Raw genomic sequence first — 16,491 nt, 5'->3', positions numbered from 1 at the left:
TATTGCTATATCAACACATCTGCCCAATTTATTACAAATAAATCTTTCATAATCTATAATATTTTTAATTAGAACCTCTTCAAATTTATATAAAAAATCACTATTTTCAACTATATCAATAAAATAACCGGGATAAATTACCCCTTTTTGTGGATGATTTATTCTTACTAAGGCTTCAAAACTTTTCAATATATGAGTTTTTGCATCAAATATAGGCTGCAAATAAAATACAAAATAATTTGATTCAATGCATTCTTTTATTAACTGTGTTTTTTGAAAATATTCAGATATGCTCTTGTTTATTTCATCATTATAAATTTTAAAAGAATTTGCCTTTTCGCTTTTTGATAAACTCAATGCTACTTCGGCTCTTGTTATCATATTAGTAGCGTTTACTTCATCACTTAGAAAGGATATGCCTGTATTTATATTAACTTTTACTCTTTTCCCATCAATAAAAATATCTTCATTAAATATGTCTTCAATTTTTTTAAGTATATTTAATATATCACTTTGATCGCTAAGGTTTATAAAAAGCCCAAAACTATCGCCACCTAACCTTGAAATAGCATCAGACTTATAAAAAGCATTTTCAAGCATTGTGGATATCTTTTGCAAAAGACGATCACAAAAGCTAAAACCATAAATATCATTTAGCGTTGTAAATTCATATATATCAATTATTATAACTGCTAAAATACTTCTTGAACCCTCTAACGACTTGATATCTTTATCTATCTTCTTTACAAAACCTTCTCTGTTTAGAAGCCCGGTAAGAATATCTCGATATTTAAACTTATGTATCTCCTCTTCTAAATAAACCTCCTTTGATACATCTTTTGCTATTGAAACAAATTTTTTGACTACGCCATCTTCCAATATAGGCATAATAGTATTGTCTATTTGAAAAAACTCACCATCCTTCCTTTTATTTATTACCGCCCCTTTAAAAATATTTCCTGAAAGCACCGTATCCCAAAGGTTTTTATAAAATTCTTTATCATATATGTCTGATTTAAAAATTGCAGGGGTAGCGCCGATAAGCTCATTTTTATTATAACCGCTAATATCTGTTACAGCATTATTGACATATTCTATTTTACCATTTTTATCAGTAATCAATATCCAATCATAAGTATTTTCTATAGCACTAAAAAATGTATTTTTTAAATTTAGCTCTTTTATATTTTTAAGACTATTAATTACTACTTCCTGAAGCACTTTTAGTGCATCTAATATATTTTCATTAAAAAAATATTCTCTATTAGAGTATAGGTTTAAAATATAATATTCTTTATCCAGACTAAATGGGATTGCACAGGAAGATAAAAAATTCCTTTTAAGCATCTCTTTCTGCCATAATCTCATTGATAAGTTATTTTTGGTATCTGAATTAAATTTTATGGTATTTGCCATAATGGATTTAAAAGTAGGACCAGAGTCAAAACCTTCTTTATTTAACGTTGATAAAAAATATTTAAGATAACCTTCATTATAGCCTTCATTTGCCAAAGGTATTATTCTTTTCCTCTTTAGCTTTCCTACCCACGCAAAAGATATATTCTTGTCCAAAACAACTTCTTTACAAAGTGCTTTGAAAAAACTTTCATATGTTAGAAAACTATTGCTTACCACCTTGTTGATTTTATATAAAATATTATAAATATCTCTATAATTTGTTTCATTTGTAACATCTATAAAAAACATACATCCGGCATTTAACCCTTTATAATTAATTGTAACATCCTGAATATGAAAATATTTGACACTGCCGTTTTTAACTTTTAAGGGGAGATAATGAAAAGAATGGTTTAAACTATACCCTGATTTCCTTTTTTCAGATAAAACCTTAACTGTCTCTGAAAAGTAATCGTTAAAAAGTGATGAAAAGTTAATATTATTTAAATATTCAAAATCATAACCTGTTTGAGCCTCAAACCCTTTGTCAGCAAACAGTACTTTATCATCAAAGTAGATGACGAAGCTAATCAAATCGCTCTCATCCAAATATCCAATTACATCTTTGAGATGTTGTGTATTTTCATTATATACTTCGACAAAATATACTTTATTATTTACCCTATTTATTACAGTAGAATATACTAAAAAATCTAACGGAGCCTTATCTTTATTATCTACAGTAAGATTACTTTTAAAGCTTTCCTTATCTTTATAAAATAAGTTGTAATAAAAATCAGAAAAACTCTCTATTGAATTCTTAGAAATCAAATCTTTAATATTTTCCGGTAGATTGGATATTGTCTTAGTAATATCTACTTTAATATCATTACCAACCAGATATATCTTTTTATAAAAGATACAAAATAAAGAATCAGTCATTTGCCTCACCAATTGTAATTTGAAAGATATTACCAAAAACACTATAGTTTGTAAAGTACTGATTTATCATAAGGTTATATTCTGACAATATTAGTCATATTTATCTATATTTTAAATATCATAAAAATATTAGAAATGTCTTAAATACTGACTTGGCCACTTGATGTCATATTTCAATTCCTTTGCAGCATATAGTGCCCAATATGGATTGCCCAACAACCCCCTTCCAAGTAAAATAATATCTGCTTGCTGAGTAGTTAAAATATGCTCAGCTTGAGATGCAGTAGTAATCATCCCTACAGCCCCAGTAAATATGTTAGCCTCACTTTTAATTTTATGTGCAAAATGTGTCTGATAGCCATAATCAAAAGGAATTACAGCATCCTCAACCAGACCACCACTTGACACATCAACCAAATCTACTTCATTTTCTTTAAGTATTTTAGATAGCTTAACTGTATCTTCAATCTCAAGCCCACCGTTATACCAATCAACAGCAGATATTCTAACAAACAATGGGATATTCTTCCCAATCGCTTTTCTTATACCCTTTACAATTTCCAAAGGAAGCCTCATCCTATTTTCAAAACTTCCACCATACTCATCGCACCTTTTATTTGTGATTGGAGATAAAAACTCATGAAGCAAATATCCATGAGCCATATGAATTTCTATAAAATCAAATCCGGCCTCCACTGCTCTCTCCGCTGCTTTGATAAATGATTGTTTAACAATATCTATATCAGTTTTGGTCATCTCTTTAGGTGTATCGGATTGCTTGTTAAAAGGGATTGCACTTGGGGCTATGACTTGCCAACCGCCATTTTGATGACTTAAAAATATGTCACCTTTCCAAGGAGCATCCTTTGACCCTTTTCTACCTGCGTGAGCCAGCTGTACACCAATTTTACAATCATATTTCTTCACCTGTCTAACCAATTCAGTCAATAGCTTAAGCTGATTATCATTATATAGTCCTAAATCGTAAGGGCTTATTCTACCTCTATCCTCTACAGCAGTAGCTTCAACTATAATAGCCCCTACTCCACCTATCGCCCTTGACGTATAATGTGTAAAATGCCAATCAGTAACCATACCATCAACAGCTGAATATTGACACATAGGGGACATAAATACCTTATTTTTAAACTCAACATTTCTGATTTTTATTGTTTCAAACAATTTTGCACCCATCCATACCTCCCATTAATTATTATATAAGTTACCTGGCACTTTATCTTAATTTATCTTAAAAAAGTTCAAAGTTCAACGTTCAAAGTTACCGCCAAGTACTAAGTGATAAGTATTAAGTATTAAGTATTCAATGCTAAACAGCACAAGATAGAAACGAAAAAACATACAAGTTTATAGAGTGTTAAACAAAAAACACTCTATAATTCTCTGTGTGCTCTATAATTAAAAAAGGACATATAAAGGACAGGCATTTTTATTCTGTTTATCTCAAAAACGAGTAAAGATTACCCCAAATATGGCTTTTTACTCGTTTTTTTTACTCGTTTTTTTGAGTAAAAACAATGATTGATAAAATTGAGAAAAATTAAAAAATCTTTGTAACTGCTTGTAAAATAAAGGAACATGAAAGAGGATGAAGTAGTATGATAGACACAAAAAAAGCGGGTGACCGGACTCGAACCGGCGACCTCAACCTTGGCAAGGTCGCGCTCTACCAGCTGAGCTACACCCGCATTCATCAGGGAATGTGTATATATAAAAATAGAATTTATTTGTCAACATTTTTTTATAAAAAACTTTCAAAAATTTTATTCAAAAAAAGTCTTGATTTTCTGAAAATTTATAATTATACATACAACCTCACATATGGCGACGTGGCCGAGTGGTTAGGCAGCGGTCTGCAAAATCGCTTACCCCGGTTCAATTCCGGGCGTCGCCTTTCTTTTTCTTTAACATCGCCACTTAAGCATTACTTGAAATTTAGAGCTTTATGTTATACAATTCCCCCATGCTTGAAAAACTAAAATTATTACCAGAATCTAACCCTGAGCCTATAATGCTTTCCGATACACATGGAAACATTATCTATAAAAACAGTGCCGCAAAAACTATTTTTCCTCATGCGAATAATCTTTGCGATATTTCAGAAAACTGTAGAAATATTTCAGAAAAATTTGACTTTGAAATTTTTGCAGAAAACAACAAATATTATAAAATTATTGGAAGATACCAAAAAGATGAAAATATTTATTTAATATATGTTTTTGATATTACTGAAATTAAGCAGAAACAAAATGAGCTCGAATTCTTGGCGAATTATGATGCACTAACGGGTCTTCCAAACAAAAATAAATTAATTAGAGATATGCTTGATAGAATAAACAATAAGACAGTCATAATGCTTATTGATATAAAATCTATGAGGCATGTAAATTCAATTTACGGATATGACATTGGCGACAAACTAATGGTAGAGTTTACAAAGCTCTTAAACAAAACTATCAGTAAACCTTTGGAAATTTACAGACTTTATGGAAATATTTTCGCGATATACGATTCAATTGGAGTTAATTGTCAGCTCAACTCAAAATTTTATCTGGAAAATATCTTTAACAAACTAAATGATCAGGTAATAAATATCAATAATTTGGATATACCTGTTCAAATAAGAATGGGTGTTGCAAGTTGCGAGGATTTAGATATAAAAGACGAAAATTATCCTCTTGAACAGCTTAAAATTGCTGAGATAGCAGTGCTTGAAGCCAAAAAAAATAATAGAAACATTCTCTATTACAATGAAATTAAGGATATAGAGCAAAGGTATCAAGAAAATAGATTCTGGCTATTCAGCTTTAAACAGATGCAAAAAAAAGATGATTGTAAACTTATCCCTTATTTTCAGCCAATAATTAATAACAAATCTCATTCAATAGATAAGTATGAAGCATTAATGAGACTTTCAATAAAAGGCAAAATATATACCCCCGATAAATTTATTGATATAGCCAACGAATCAGGAGAAATTGTTAATTTGACGATGATAATGATTAATGAAGTATTTAAAGTAGTTAATAATCATAATATAAATGTCGCTATAAATATCACTCCTCAAGACTTAAGGTCTGACATTATCACATTTCTTAAAGAAAAAATTTCAGAATACAGTATAAATCCGGAAAAAATAAACCTTGAACTTCTTGAAAATGAAGACTTCTACGAGCTTGAAGACAGAATTATTGAGTTAAAAGATTTAGGTTTCAAAATCTCTCTTGATGATTTTGGAAGCGGATTTTCAAATTTTAGCAAACTAATTTCTATGAAAATAGATTTTTTAAAAATTGACGGCTCTATAATAAAAAACATACACTGCGATGAAAACACTTTCCAGATTGTTAAAAATATAAATGAAATAGGGAAAACACTTGGATGTAAAACTATAGCAGAATATGTATCAAGTGCGGAAATATTTAGTAAGGTAATTGATATTGGTATAGATTACTCCCAAGGATATTTTTTCTATAAACCATCTCCCAAAATTACTTAGCTCTTTTTACAACTTTTGCAAGTATAATAAAAATTTATATTAAAATCATCTATTTCATCATCGATAATATCTCTAAATTTCTCTTTCAACAATGATTCAGACATGTCAATATCTCTAATATTTCCACATTTGCTGCAAACCAGGTGTATATGTTTATTGATATTTAGTTCATACATTTTCTTTTTTCCAGGGAAATTAACCTCTTTTACAATACCGTTTTCAATTAAAGTACTTAAATTTTTATAAACAGTAGCAACAGAAACAGATGGAAGGGTAGATGTAATCTCCGTTACAATACTATCCGTATCAATATGACCATACTTTGATATTATATCCAAAAGTAACGTTCTTTGAGGGGTGACCTTTAACTTATTGTTTTTAAGTAAATTTCTTGATGTAAATTTTCTCATAAATGATTAAATAAGCACAAAATCCAAAAAGTCAACACAAAATATTAAATAATAATTTTTATTATTTAATATTTTTTATTGACAAATAAAATAAACATTCTATTATTCTTTATCACAAAATATAGCATTTATGTTATAATTTGATAAATATTTTACAAGGAGGATTTTATGCACAAAAAATCGATACCACTTTTAAATCAGGCGTTACAAGAAGAAGTAAGAGCGTTACAGCAGTATATGTACTTTCATTTTCACTGTGATGACAGGGGATATGATTTGCTTTCAAAGATGTTTAAACAGATTGCCATTCAAGAAATGATGCATGCTGAAAGATTTGCTGAAAGAATTTTATTTCTAAAAGGGGAAGTAGAGCTAAAAGCATCAAAAGATGTTGAAAAGGTCACAGATGTATCAAAGATGCTTGAAATGGCAACAATGTTAGAAGAAGAAGCGGTGGAAATGTATAATAATTTTGCTAAACAATGTGCAGAAAACGGAGATTCAGTTACTAAGAAACTCTTTGAAGACATAATCATGGAAGAGGAAAATCATTTTGACCAATTTGATACAGAATCAGATAATTTGAAAGATTTTGGCAACAATTATTTGGCACTGCAATCAATTGAAAGAAGCAAAATAACAAGTTCGGGAAATACACCTGCAGAATAAAGCAAAAAAGGAGGAATAGATTATGAGCACAAAAGAAAACTTGAAAGAAGCTTTTGCCGGCGAAAGTCAGGCTAACCAAAAGTACAGAGCCTTTGCAAAAAAGGCGGAAAAAGAAGGTTTTAAAAATATTGCCAAACTCTTTAAAACAACTGCTGAAGCTGAGAGAATCCACGCAGAGGGGCACCTGAATGCTCTTGAGATGGTTGGCTCTACAGCTGAAAATCTTCAAGCTGCTATCGATGGTGAAACATATGAATATACTGAAATGTATCCCCCTATGTTTGATGAAGCACAAAAAGATAATCACAAAGCAAAAGTTATGTTTAACTTCGCATTGAAGGCCGAAAAAGTTCATGCAGAGCTATACGCAAAGGCACTTCAAGCAGTAAAAAATGGTAAAGATATTGAGACTGATAATATTCTACTCTGCCCTGTATGTGGCTATATTGCCGTTGGTGATGCCCCTGAAAAATGTCCTGTTTGTGGAGTAAGCAAGGAAAAGTTTGTAACTGTAGATTAGTTTTAAAAGCCCCTGTTTAGGGGCTTTTTTAATAACCAAATTAACTCAAAATACAATTATCTTTACATTGTGAACTTTTAATATTATATGAAATCTTTCCTGATTAATAGACGTTTAATAAATTGCGGAGAATGAATGAAAAAAATCATAATAGGCCTTTTGAGTGTTTTTCTTATATCTTGTGTATCGTTCAAACCTAATATCGATATACAAAAACCTAATAATAACAGCTCATTACTTGAAACAAACTGGTGGCAATCGTTTAGCGATGATACTTTAAACAATATCATTGAAAATGCAGTAAAAAACAATTTTGACATACAATCCGGGATAAAGCGTCTCGAGCAGGCAAACATAACTTACAGACAAAGCTCAACATCAAAATACCCCAATTTAAACTTGACAGCAGGTACTACGCTTACCAAAAGTGACAATCAAAAGACTGGGCAATCCTCTACGGATTCTTACTCATTGGGTCTAACATTAAGCTACGAAATAGACCTCTTTAATAAAATAAAATCCGCAGAAAAAAGTGCAGAATATTCATTTTTAACATCAAAAGAAAATTTAAAAACAATACTTGTGTCCGTCACATCACAAATTGCAGAAAACTATTATGGGATAATTTCAACTAATGAAAAAATTAAAATTACAGAAGAGCAGCTAATTGCAAATGAAGCTATCTTAAAAGTATTGATAGAAAGATATAAAAACAGCTCTATTTCAATCACGGATGTCTTAAAGCAAAAACAAAATATTGAAAACATAAAAGATTCTCTTTCTTCCCTGCAACTGTCAAAACAGCTTTATAAAAACAAACTTAAAATTTTGACAGGTGGAAAAGAGATAGGAAAAATAGATATAGAAAATACTATAATGCTTGAGTCTTTTAACTTTGATAAAATTAATTTTGAAATCGCTTTAAACAGACCTGATGTTTTAAGCAAATACTACGAAATAGAAGCAGCAGCTTGGAATGTTTCTGTTGCTAAAGCAAACAGATTTCCTTCACTTACTCTGTCATCATCATTCACATATTCATCCACTGAAATCAATACCCTTTTTGAAAACTGGTCATTAAACCTTTTGGCAAACTTGCTTGCTCCTATTTTTGATGCAGGTAAAAGAAAGCTTGAAGTGGAAAAATCGAAAAAAATATTGGAAGAAAAGGTAATTAATTATAAAAATACTCTTATAACAGCGTATAACGAAATATCAAATACTGTAATTACTGAAAAAAAATATTTTGAATCTTTAGAATATCTCAACAATGAAATATCTCTGATAGATGAGGTATTAAAAAAACAAAGGATAAAATACCTTAACGGAGAAACAGATTTTTCAATCTACCTAAATGATCAAATTTCGCTATATGCTAAGAGAAAGGAGCTTGTAGACTTAAAATATAATATTATTAAAAATAGAATAACCTTTTACAAATCAATAGGTGGTAAGTGGATTGACACATCACTCAACGATATTTTATCCGGAGTAAAAAATGGAAAATAACAGTATGGATTATTTACCAAAGAAAAAATGGTGGGAAAGGCTTCTCGCCTTTGCATTGATAATAGTTATCATCGCCCTTACTTTTCTTGCAGTAAGATATCTGACTACAAGTAAACCAAAACCTAAGAAAAAAGCACCTCAACAAATGAAAGCAGTCGTTGAAACAGAAAAAGTTGCTGCAGGCAACTTTACTCTTACAATTGAATCTTTTGGGATAGTAAAAGCTTCAGACAGCCTTACACTAACTCCTGAAATTAGCGGAAAAATAATATATCTGTCTGATACAGTAATACCTGGAAATATAATAAAAAAAGGAACACTTATTGCGAAAATTGATGACACTGATTACAAAAATCAAGTCATAAAAGCGGAGGCAAGTTTAAGAAAGGCTGAGGCTGATTACAAACTTGAACTTGGAAGCAGCGATGTTGCAAAAAAAGAGCTTGAACTTGCAAAAAATCTTAATATTCTTGACAACAGCTCTGCAGATTTAAGTATAGCACTTAGGAAGCCACAGCTTTTAAAAGCTAAAGCGGCTGTTGAGCTTGCTGAAGCAGAGCTTATGATAGCTAAAAATAACCTTTTAAAGACATCTATTTACGCACCTTTTGATATAGTTGTTACTGAAAAAGGCACATCTTTGGGCTCCTACGTTTCACCTTCATCTGCACTACTTAAAGGGTTTAACAAAAATGAGGTGTGGATTGAGGCAAATATTCCATATTATCAACTAAAATTTCTCGATATAGAAAATCAAAAACAAAAAGATGTCATAATAACTAACCTGAATGATACAACCGGTTATACATTTAAAGGAAAATTTTTAAAATTGCTCCCTCAGACCGAGTCAAACGGGCTTCTATCAAAAGTGCTCATGAAGGTTGACTCTCCATTTAAAAATCTCTCAAATCCACTTTTGGTAAACAATAAGGTTAAAGTTATATTTAAAGGTGTTACTCTTAAAAATGTTTACAGGATAAAATCTGAATTTATTAGGGATAACAACACCCTTTACATTTTTAAAGATAAGAAGCTTAAAATAGTTAAAATAAATATCTTATACTCTGACGAAAACTACACATATATCGATGCTGGTTTAAATGACGGTGATAAAATTATTACCACCAACATCCATAATGCGATAGAAGGATTGCAGGTTGAAGAGGTTAAACTGAGCAATGAATAACAATAAACAGGTAAAAGGCGCCATCGCATGGATGGCAAACAATTCTGTAGCCGCCAATATACTAATGCTTGTATTTTTAGTGGGTGGTTTTCTGATGACTTTCAATATAAAACAGGAGGTATTTCCTCAATTTGAGCTTGATGAAGTCAGAGTTAGCGTAGTATATCCCGGCGCAAGTCCTGAAGAGGTGGAACAGGGTGTAGTACTGCCAATAGAGGAAGCCATTCAAGATATTGAAGGAATTAAAAAAGTTAATTCCACTGCTAACGAAGGGTCTGCAACCGTAAGTATTGAAGTAGTAGAAACGAAACAACTACAAAGGGTTTATGAAGATGTAAAAAACGCTGTAGACAGGATTACAACATTTGCTGAAGATGTAGAAAAACCAATTGTTGAAATCCCATCTCGAAGCAGCCGAGTAATTACCCCTATAATATATGGCAATGTCGATGACAAAGTTCTTAGAAATTATACAGAATTAATTCGTGATGAACTTTTAAAAGACGAAAATATTACAATGGTTGAGCTTTTAGGTGAAAAACCTCTTGAAATAAAAATAGATGTAGACCTTGAAACTCTCAGAAAATACAATCTAAATATAGGAGATGTTGCAACAGCCATATCCACTAATTCAAAGGATGTGCCTGCCGGCAGCATAAAAACAAAAAGTGGTGAAATCCTTTTAAGGTCTAAAGGTAAAAAATATTTTGCTGATGACTTCAAAGATATACCTATCAAGTATAATTCTGACGGCTCAATAGTTTATTTGAAAGATATAGCAACAATTCAGGATAGCTTTTACGAAAATGACATATTTTTAAACTATAATGGTATGCCTGCTATTGGTATTAAAGTATATCGTGTAGGCAAACAAACCCCTATTCAAGTAGCTGATGCGGTTAAAAATATTATTGAAAAATTAAAATTAGAGCTCCCAAAAGGGATTTATATAGATTATACAGATGACAGATCAGACATATATAAGCAAAGAATAAATCTTCTTTTAAAAAACGGTTATTTTGGGCTTGCCCTTGTATTTATTCTACTTACCCTATTTCTGGAATTGCGACTTGCGTTCTGGGTTACATTAGGAATACCAATTTCTTTTTTAGGTTCATTCCTCTTTTTGCCATCCTTTGATGTAAGTTTGAATATGGTAAGCCTTTTTGCTTACATAATTTCCCTTGGTATAGTTGTGGATGATGCAATAGTGGTAGGTGAAAATATTTATTACTACAGGCAAAGCGGCATGAGCTTTACGGATGCAGCAATTAAAGGGGCAAAAGAGATTGCTTTTCCGGTCGTTTTTAGTGTTTTAACAAATATGATAGCTTTTTTACCAATGTTTTTCATTCCTGGGGTAATGGGTAAAATATTTGTAAATATACCGGCTGTAGTAATAACAGTTTTTGCAATATCACTAATTGAGTCCGTTTTTATTCTTCCGGCTCATATCGGGCATCAAAAGGAAGAGCCCAAAAATATATTCCTTAAATATTTCAGTAAGTTCCAACAAAAATTCAGCAATGGTTTTGTCAATTTTATCAACAAGACATACAGACCTTCAGTTATTTTAGCACTAAAATACAGATACTTTACAATAGTATTAGGCATTTGCGTACTATTGATATTTCTTACATATGTGAAAACAGGTAGACTTGGCTTTACTTTATTTCCTAAGGTAGAGTCTGACTTTGCATATATAAGTGGCACACTTCCACTTGATGCTCCGGTAGAAGATACTTTAAAAGTAAGAGATTATATTTTGAAGAAATCTGCAAAAGTATTGAAAGAAAACGGTGGAGAAAAACTTACCACTGGGACACTCACTTATGTTAATAATAATACTTTTTGGGTTCAAATTTTGCTTACTCCACCTGATGTCAGACCTGTAAACACTTATGAGCTTGTTGAAAAGTTAAGAAAGCAAATTGGAGATATCCCTGGGCTTGAAAATTTAAAATTTGCTTCAGACTTTGGTGGCCCGGGCTCCGGCTCTGCACTGAGTGTGCAACTAAGTCACAGAAATACTGACACGTTAAATATGGCAGCAAAGGAATTGGCCAAGGCACTTGATGAATATCCTATCGTATCAGACATTGATGACGGTTTTACACTTGGGAAAAAGCAAATAGATATCACTCTTAAGCCTCTCGCTTACATGCTCGGTATAACACCAAACTATATTGCAAGAGAGCTAAGAAACAGATATTACGGAAATGAGGCTATAACGCAGCAAAGAGGCCGAAACGAGCTTAAAATTACGGTGCGACTTAGCAAAAATGACAGAGAAAATCTTAGTATATTTGAAAATATGATTATTAAAACCCCTACGGGTGAAGAGGTACCTGTAAAGGAAATAGCAAATCTTAAATATTCAAGGGCTTACACCTCAATTAACAGGACTAATAACAAAAGAGTCGTAACTGTATCAGCAGATGTTACTCCGCAAAAAAGGGCTCAAGAGATTATCTCAGAAATAAAAACAAAAATATTTCCAAAACTATCTGAGAAATACCAGGGGCTTACTTTTAGCCTTGAAGGTAAAGAGGCCGACAGGAGAGAAAGCACTGACGCACTTTTTAGAGGATTGCTTTTTGCTCTGTTAGGTATTTACGTCGTGCTTGCAATCCCTTTTAAAAGTTATTTTCAGCCGGCGATTATAATGATAAGTATACCATTTGGTATAATAGGGGCTGTAATAGGGCATATAATAATGGGTTATTCCTTAAGCCTTGTAAGTATAATGGGGATAGTAGCTTTCTCAGGTGTGGTCGTTAATGACTCACTTGTATTAATTGACCTTGCAAACAACAAGATAAAAGAAGGTCTATACCCTTACAGGGCAGTAGTTGATGCAGGTGTGCAAAGATTTAGGCCAGTTATGCTAACTACGCTTACAACCTTCTTTGGCCTTATGCCTATGATTTTTGAAACATCAAGGCAGGCAAGATTTTTAATACCTATGGCTATATCTCTCGGATTTGGAATCCTTTTTGCCACAATGATTACACTTGTCCTTGTCCCTTCACTATACATTGTCCTGGAGGACATAAAACATTTTCTTAAGAAAATTTTTAGATGAATAAGAAAACAAATGGGCTTTTTTCTGCAATAGGAGCGTTTTTGATATGGGGTTTTCTCCCCCTGTATTGGAAACTTTTAAAGGTTGTGCCTGCATTTGAAATATTAACTCATAGAATTATATGGTCTACAATTTTTTTATTCATCATAATCCTCTTTCAAAAAAGATTTAAGGAATTTTTAAACGCTTTTAAAATTAAAAACCTAAAAATTTCTATTTTAAGCGGGCTCTTTGTAGGTGGTAATTGGCTACTTTACATTTGGGCTGTTAACAACAATTATGTAATTGAATCAAGCTTGGGATACTATATTAATCCGCTTATAAGTGTGTTGATAGGTAAAGTATTTTTCAAAGAAACCCTAACAAGGGTTCAAATTGCCGCTATAGTTACAGCTACTTTTGGTGTACTTATTTTAACTTTCGGATATGGTAGATTCCCCTGGATAGCTATTACACTTTCTTTAAGTTTTGCTATTTATGGCGGGTTAAGGAAAATCTCAAACCTTGGGCCTATTATGGGGCTTCAGGTAGAAACAATCATTTTGATTATCCCTGCAGGCATATACTTTCTCTATCTTACCAGTAATAATGCAAATAATTTTTTAATACTAAGCCCTTACTATAAATTTTTACTTATTGGTGCCGGAGTAGTAACATCTACCCCTCTTCTTCTATTTGCTCAAGCTGTTAGAAACATAAATCTTTCAACTGTTGGTATGCTGCAATATATTGGACCGACAATAAACTTTTTATTAGGGGTCTTTATATTTAAAGAAGAATTTTCAATTTACCATCTTTTCGCTTTTATATTGATTTGGATTGCAGTTGCTTTATTCTCATCTACATCTATTTTAGCTGAATACAGAAAGAGTCATTATTTACAAAACAGGTGAAAGTGTACGACATACACTTTCATATATTTTAAGATGTATCCTTTTATTTTTAATACGTTCTGTTGATATCAATATACTCTCAGATTTGTATTTATCAATAAATCTTAAAACATTTTCAGTAAATCGCTCTTTGTAAATAAGGGCACTAAGCTCGAAATTTAGCTTAAAACTTCTGTAATCAATATTTGCAGACCCTATAAGTGTAATCCTATCATCTACTGTAATAATCTTTGCATGGAGCATTGTGTTTGATGTTTCATAAATATTTACTCCATTTTTAAGTAAATCTTCATAATAAGACCTACCGGCTGCTGCTACGAAAGGATGATTGTTTTTCCCCGGACAAACGATATTAATTTCCACCCCTTTTCTGGCAGTAAACTTCAAAAGTTCAAGTATAGGCTCATCCGGGACAAGATATGGAGTTAAGATATTTATATTTTTTTTCGCACCACTAATCAAAGCAAATAAAGAGCTGTATATCATTGATAATTCTTCATTAGGACCTGAAGGCAACAAATGAACCGATGTGTCACCTTTCATATTTAATTCAGGTCTTTTAATAACGTCACTGATATCCTCCCCTGTCGTAAAAAACCAATCCTCAACAAATAGCTCTAATATAGACACAACAGCTTCCCCCGAAAATCTTATATGGGCATCAATCCAATCTGAACCTTTCAACAGGTCACCTATATATTCATTCCCTATATTTATTCCACCCAAATAACATATTTTTCCGTCAATAATTGCAACTTTACGATGGTTTCTGAAATTTACCCTTGTAAAAAACTTAACATTAAAAGGGGATAAAAATGCTGCTGCTTTTCCACCATTTTCTTTAAATCTTTTCAATGTCCTTTTAAGTGTCAACCCTATAGCACCCACACCGTCATATAAAAGATAAACTTTCACTCCGTCTTTTAACTTTTTTGTCAAAAGATTTAAGAAAAACTTACCCGTCTCATCCTGCCTAAAAACATAATACTCAAGCAAAATATATTCTTTTGCCGCAAGAATATCTTCGGCAAGCTTTGTATATTTAATTGATGCACTGTTTAAAAACTCTAAGTTTGAGCATAAATAAGGGCTAATTCCATTAATTTTGGTCACCTGATTACCTATCATGCAGGTCTTGTATTCATCTGTAACTTCACTTGTAATTGAATACTTTATGTCTGCTTTCCTTTTAAGTTTTCGCTCTATCATCTTAAGGCGCGGATTACCAAAAATTATATAGAGGATTGCTCCAAAATACGGCAAAAAGATTATTAATATAACCCAAGCTAAAGTAGCCCTTGCCTCTTTCCTTTTAGATAATACTACAAGTACCAAAAAAATAGTTAATATTAAGCTAAAATACTCTAGAAATATCGTAAGAATGTAATGCAAATCAATCCCCTTTACCCTGATAAATATCTTTTTCATCTAAATAATTATTCAATTTGTTTAGAAACTTTAATTTACTTACAGGCCATTTTGGAGCTAAAGTAATTTCTTTTGGCGAATCCCCCACAAGTCTTGAAATAACAATATTCTTGCCCAAAATTTTTATTGAATCTGAAAGTATTTCAATATATTCATCTTCACTAAGAAGTTTAATTTTTTCATCAACAAGCATACTTTCAAGCTTTGTCCCTTTTAAAACGTGGAGATGGTGAAATTTGATAAAATCTACTCTTTTTTCCGATAAATATTTGACAGTTTCAAGCATCATTTCCTTTGTTTCAAATGGTAAACCAAAAATTATATGTGTACAAACCTTAAACCCAAAGCTTTTAACTCTATCAACCGCTTCATCAAACTCTTCAAAGGTATGCCCTCTGTTTATAAGCTCCAATGTAGTGTTGTGTATCGATTGTAAACCAAGTTCAAAAACTATGTCATATCTTGAATATCTTTCTTTAATTGTTTCAAGTTTATTGTTTTCAACTACATCCGGTCTCGTACCTATGGCAACCTCAACTATTCTGTCATCTATAAGAGCTTCATCAATCTTTGAAACGATATCTTCTATTTTTCCGTAAGTATTTGAATATGATTGAAAATAAATGGTAAACTTATCCACCCCTTTATTGTTTAATTTTTCAATTTGAATTCTTACTTGCCTTTCAATTTCACCTTTAGGGACGTGAACAAAAGAGCTCACATCGCAGTAAATACATCCCCCTACCCCCTTTAATCCATCTCGGTTTGGGCACGTAAATCCTGCATCAATTGAAATTTTTCTGACCTTTCCGCCATACTTATTTCTGTAATAACTATTTAAACTATGATATCTCATTCATGAACCTTTTAATTGCTTTTAAATCTATTATACTCTATATTGAGCCAAAATCAATTATATATGAAATAATAAGGA

General features: G+C 31.7%; 12 protein-coding genes and 2 tRNA genes. 8 read left to right on the top strand and 6 right to left on the bottom strand.

Features of this window, described 5'->3' with window-relative positions; genetic code table 11:
- From LF845_RS05430 to LF845_RS05420, 3 genes are all read right to left on the bottom strand, one after another.
- Nucleotides 1-2,340: diguanylate cyclase domain-containing protein (locus LF845_RS05430; protein WP_242819985.1), on the bottom strand; the 2,340-nt coding region annotated here is incomplete at its 3' end.
- A gap of 129 nt (nucleotides 2,341-2,469) precedes the next feature.
- On the bottom strand, nucleotides 2,470-3,534 hold the full coding sequence (locus LF845_RS05425) for an NADH:flavin oxidoreductase/NADH oxidase (RefSeq protein WP_242819984.1): 1,065 nt from the start codon (nucleotides 3,532-3,534) through the stop codon (nucleotides 2,470-2,472).
- 439 nt (nucleotides 3,535-3,973) lie between these two features.
- Nucleotides 3,974-4,046 (bottom strand) — tRNA-Gly (locus LF845_RS05420).
- Nucleotides 4,047-4,181: 135 nt separating this feature from the next.
- On the opposite strand from LF845_RS05420, the gene LF845_RS05415 reads away from it, so the two are divergent.
- Both LF845_RS05415 and LF845_RS05410 read left to right on the top strand, forming a co-directional pair.
- Nucleotides 4,182-4,252, top strand: a tRNA-Cys gene (locus LF845_RS05415).
- Nucleotides 4,253-4,321: 69 nt separating this feature from the next.
- Nucleotides 4,322-5,857, top strand: coding sequence for an EAL domain-containing protein (locus tag LF845_RS05410; RefSeq protein ID WP_242819983.1), 1,536 nt, complete (start codon nucleotides 4,322-4,324; stop codon nucleotides 5,855-5,857).
- Here LF845_RS05410 and LF845_RS05405 read toward each other — a convergent pair.
- Nucleotides 5,854-6,267 carry a Fur family transcriptional regulator gene (locus LF845_RS05405; protein ID WP_242819982.1) on the bottom strand — a complete coding sequence of 138 codons (414 nt, stop codon included), beginning with the start codon at nucleotides 6,265-6,267 and terminating at the stop codon, nucleotides 5,854-5,856. The genes LF845_RS05410 and LF845_RS05405 overlap by 4 nt on opposite strands.
- A gap of 168 nt (nucleotides 6,268-6,435) precedes the next feature.
- Here LF845_RS05405 and LF845_RS05400 point away from each other — a divergent pair, with 168 nt between their 5' ends.
- The 6 genes from LF845_RS05400 (at nucleotide 6,436) to rarD (ending at nucleotide 14,129) form a co-directional block, all read left to right on the top strand.
- Nucleotides 6,436-6,936 carry a bacterioferritin gene (locus LF845_RS05400; RefSeq protein WP_242819981.1) on the top strand — a complete coding sequence of 167 codons (501 nt, stop codon included), beginning with the start codon at nucleotides 6,436-6,438 and terminating at the stop codon, nucleotides 6,934-6,936.
- Nucleotides 6,937-6,955: 19 nt separating this feature from the next.
- On the top strand, nucleotides 6,956-7,456 hold the full coding sequence (locus tag LF845_RS05395; RefSeq protein WP_423220573.1) for a rubrerythrin family protein: 501 nt from the start codon (nucleotides 6,956-6,958) through the stop codon (nucleotides 7,454-7,456).
- Nucleotides 7,457-7,591: 135 nt separating this feature from the next.
- Nucleotides 7,592-8,965 carry a TolC family protein gene (locus LF845_RS05385; RefSeq protein WP_242819980.1) on the top strand — a complete coding sequence of 458 codons (1,374 nt, stop codon included), beginning with the start codon at nucleotides 7,592-7,594 and terminating at the stop codon, nucleotides 8,963-8,965.
- On the top strand, nucleotides 8,955-10,151 hold the full coding sequence (locus LF845_RS05380) for an efflux RND transporter periplasmic adaptor subunit (protein WP_242819979.1): 1,197 nt from the start codon (nucleotides 8,955-8,957) through the stop codon (nucleotides 10,149-10,151). The genes LF845_RS05385 and LF845_RS05380 overlap by 11 nt, the downstream gene beginning before the upstream one ends.
- Nucleotides 10,144-13,236 (top strand): efflux RND transporter permease subunit, encoded by a 3,093-nt coding sequence (locus LF845_RS05375; protein WP_242819978.1) that lies wholly within the window; start codon nucleotides 10,144-10,146, stop codon nucleotides 13,234-13,236. The genes LF845_RS05380 and LF845_RS05375 overlap by 8 nt, the downstream gene beginning before the upstream one ends.
- On the top strand, nucleotides 13,233-14,129 hold the full coding sequence (gene rarD / locus LF845_RS05370) for an EamA family transporter RarD (protein WP_242819977.1): 897 nt from the start codon (nucleotides 13,233-13,235) through the stop codon (nucleotides 14,127-14,129). The genes LF845_RS05375 and rarD overlap by 4 nt, the downstream gene beginning before the upstream one ends.
- Here rarD and cls read toward each other — a convergent pair.
- Together cls and mnmL are read right to left on the bottom strand one after the other, a co-directional pair.
- Nucleotides 14,115-15,557 (bottom strand): cardiolipin synthase, encoded by a 1,443-nt coding sequence (gene cls / locus LF845_RS05365; RefSeq protein ID WP_242819976.1) that lies wholly within the window; start codon nucleotides 15,555-15,557, stop codon nucleotides 14,115-14,117. The two genes, rarD and cls, sit on opposite strands and share 15 nt — an antisense overlap.
- Complete coding sequence (gene mnmL / locus LF845_RS05360; RefSeq protein ID WP_242819975.1) at nucleotides 15,523-16,413, bottom strand: tRNA modification radical SAM protein MnmL/YtqA; 891 nt, start codon at nucleotides 16,411-16,413, stop codon at nucleotides 15,523-15,525. The genes cls and mnmL overlap by 35 nt, the downstream gene beginning before the upstream one ends.
- Nucleotides 16,414-16,491 lie beyond the last annotated feature (78 nt).

It is taken from the genome of Deferrivibrio essentukiensis (genome assembly GCF_020480685.1).
In the GTDB taxonomy this organism is placed as follows: domain Bacteria; phylum Chrysiogenota; class Deferribacteres; order Deferribacterales; family Deferrivibrionaceae; genus Deferrivibrio; species Deferrivibrio essentukiensis.
This window is presented reverse-complemented; position numbering and strand designations above follow the sequence as displayed.

Excerpts from the sequence above, each read along its gene's own strand:
- LF845_RS05380 (WP_242819979.1), top strand. The coding sequence starts at position 8,955 with ATGGAAAATAACAGTATGGATTATTTACCAAAGAAAAAATGGTGGGAA.
- LF845_RS05400 (WP_242819981.1), top strand. The coding sequence starts at position 6,436 with ATGCACAAAAAATCGATACCACTTTTAAATCAGGCGTTACAAGAAGAA.
- LF845_RS05405 (WP_242819982.1), bottom strand. The coding sequence starts at position 6,267 with ATGAGAAAATTTACATCAAGAAATTTACTTAAAAACAATAAGTTAAAG.
- LF845_RS05425 (WP_242819984.1), bottom strand. The coding sequence starts at position 3,534 with ATGGGTGCAAAATTGTTTGAAACAATAAAAATCAGAAATGTTGAGTTT.
- LF845_RS05410 (WP_242819983.1), top strand. The coding sequence starts at position 4,322 with ATGCTTGAAAAACTAAAATTATTACCAGAATCTAACCCTGAGCCTATA.
- mnmL (WP_242819975.1), bottom strand. The coding sequence starts at position 16,413 with ATGAGATATCATAGTTTAAATAGTTATTACAGAAATAAGTATGGCGGA.
- cls (WP_242819976.1), bottom strand. The coding sequence starts at position 15,557 with ATGAAAAAGATATTTATCAGGGTAAAGGGGATTGATTTGCATTACATT.
- LF845_RS05385 (WP_242819980.1), top strand. The coding sequence starts at position 7,592 with ATGAAAAAAATCATAATAGGCCTTTTGAGTGTTTTTCTTATATCTTGT.
- rarD (WP_242819977.1), top strand. The coding sequence starts at position 13,233 with ATGAATAAGAAAACAAATGGGCTTTTTTCTGCAATAGGAGCGTTTTTG.
- LF845_RS05375 (WP_242819978.1), top strand. The coding sequence starts at position 10,144 with ATGAATAACAATAAACAGGTAAAAGGCGCCATCGCATGGATGGCAAAC.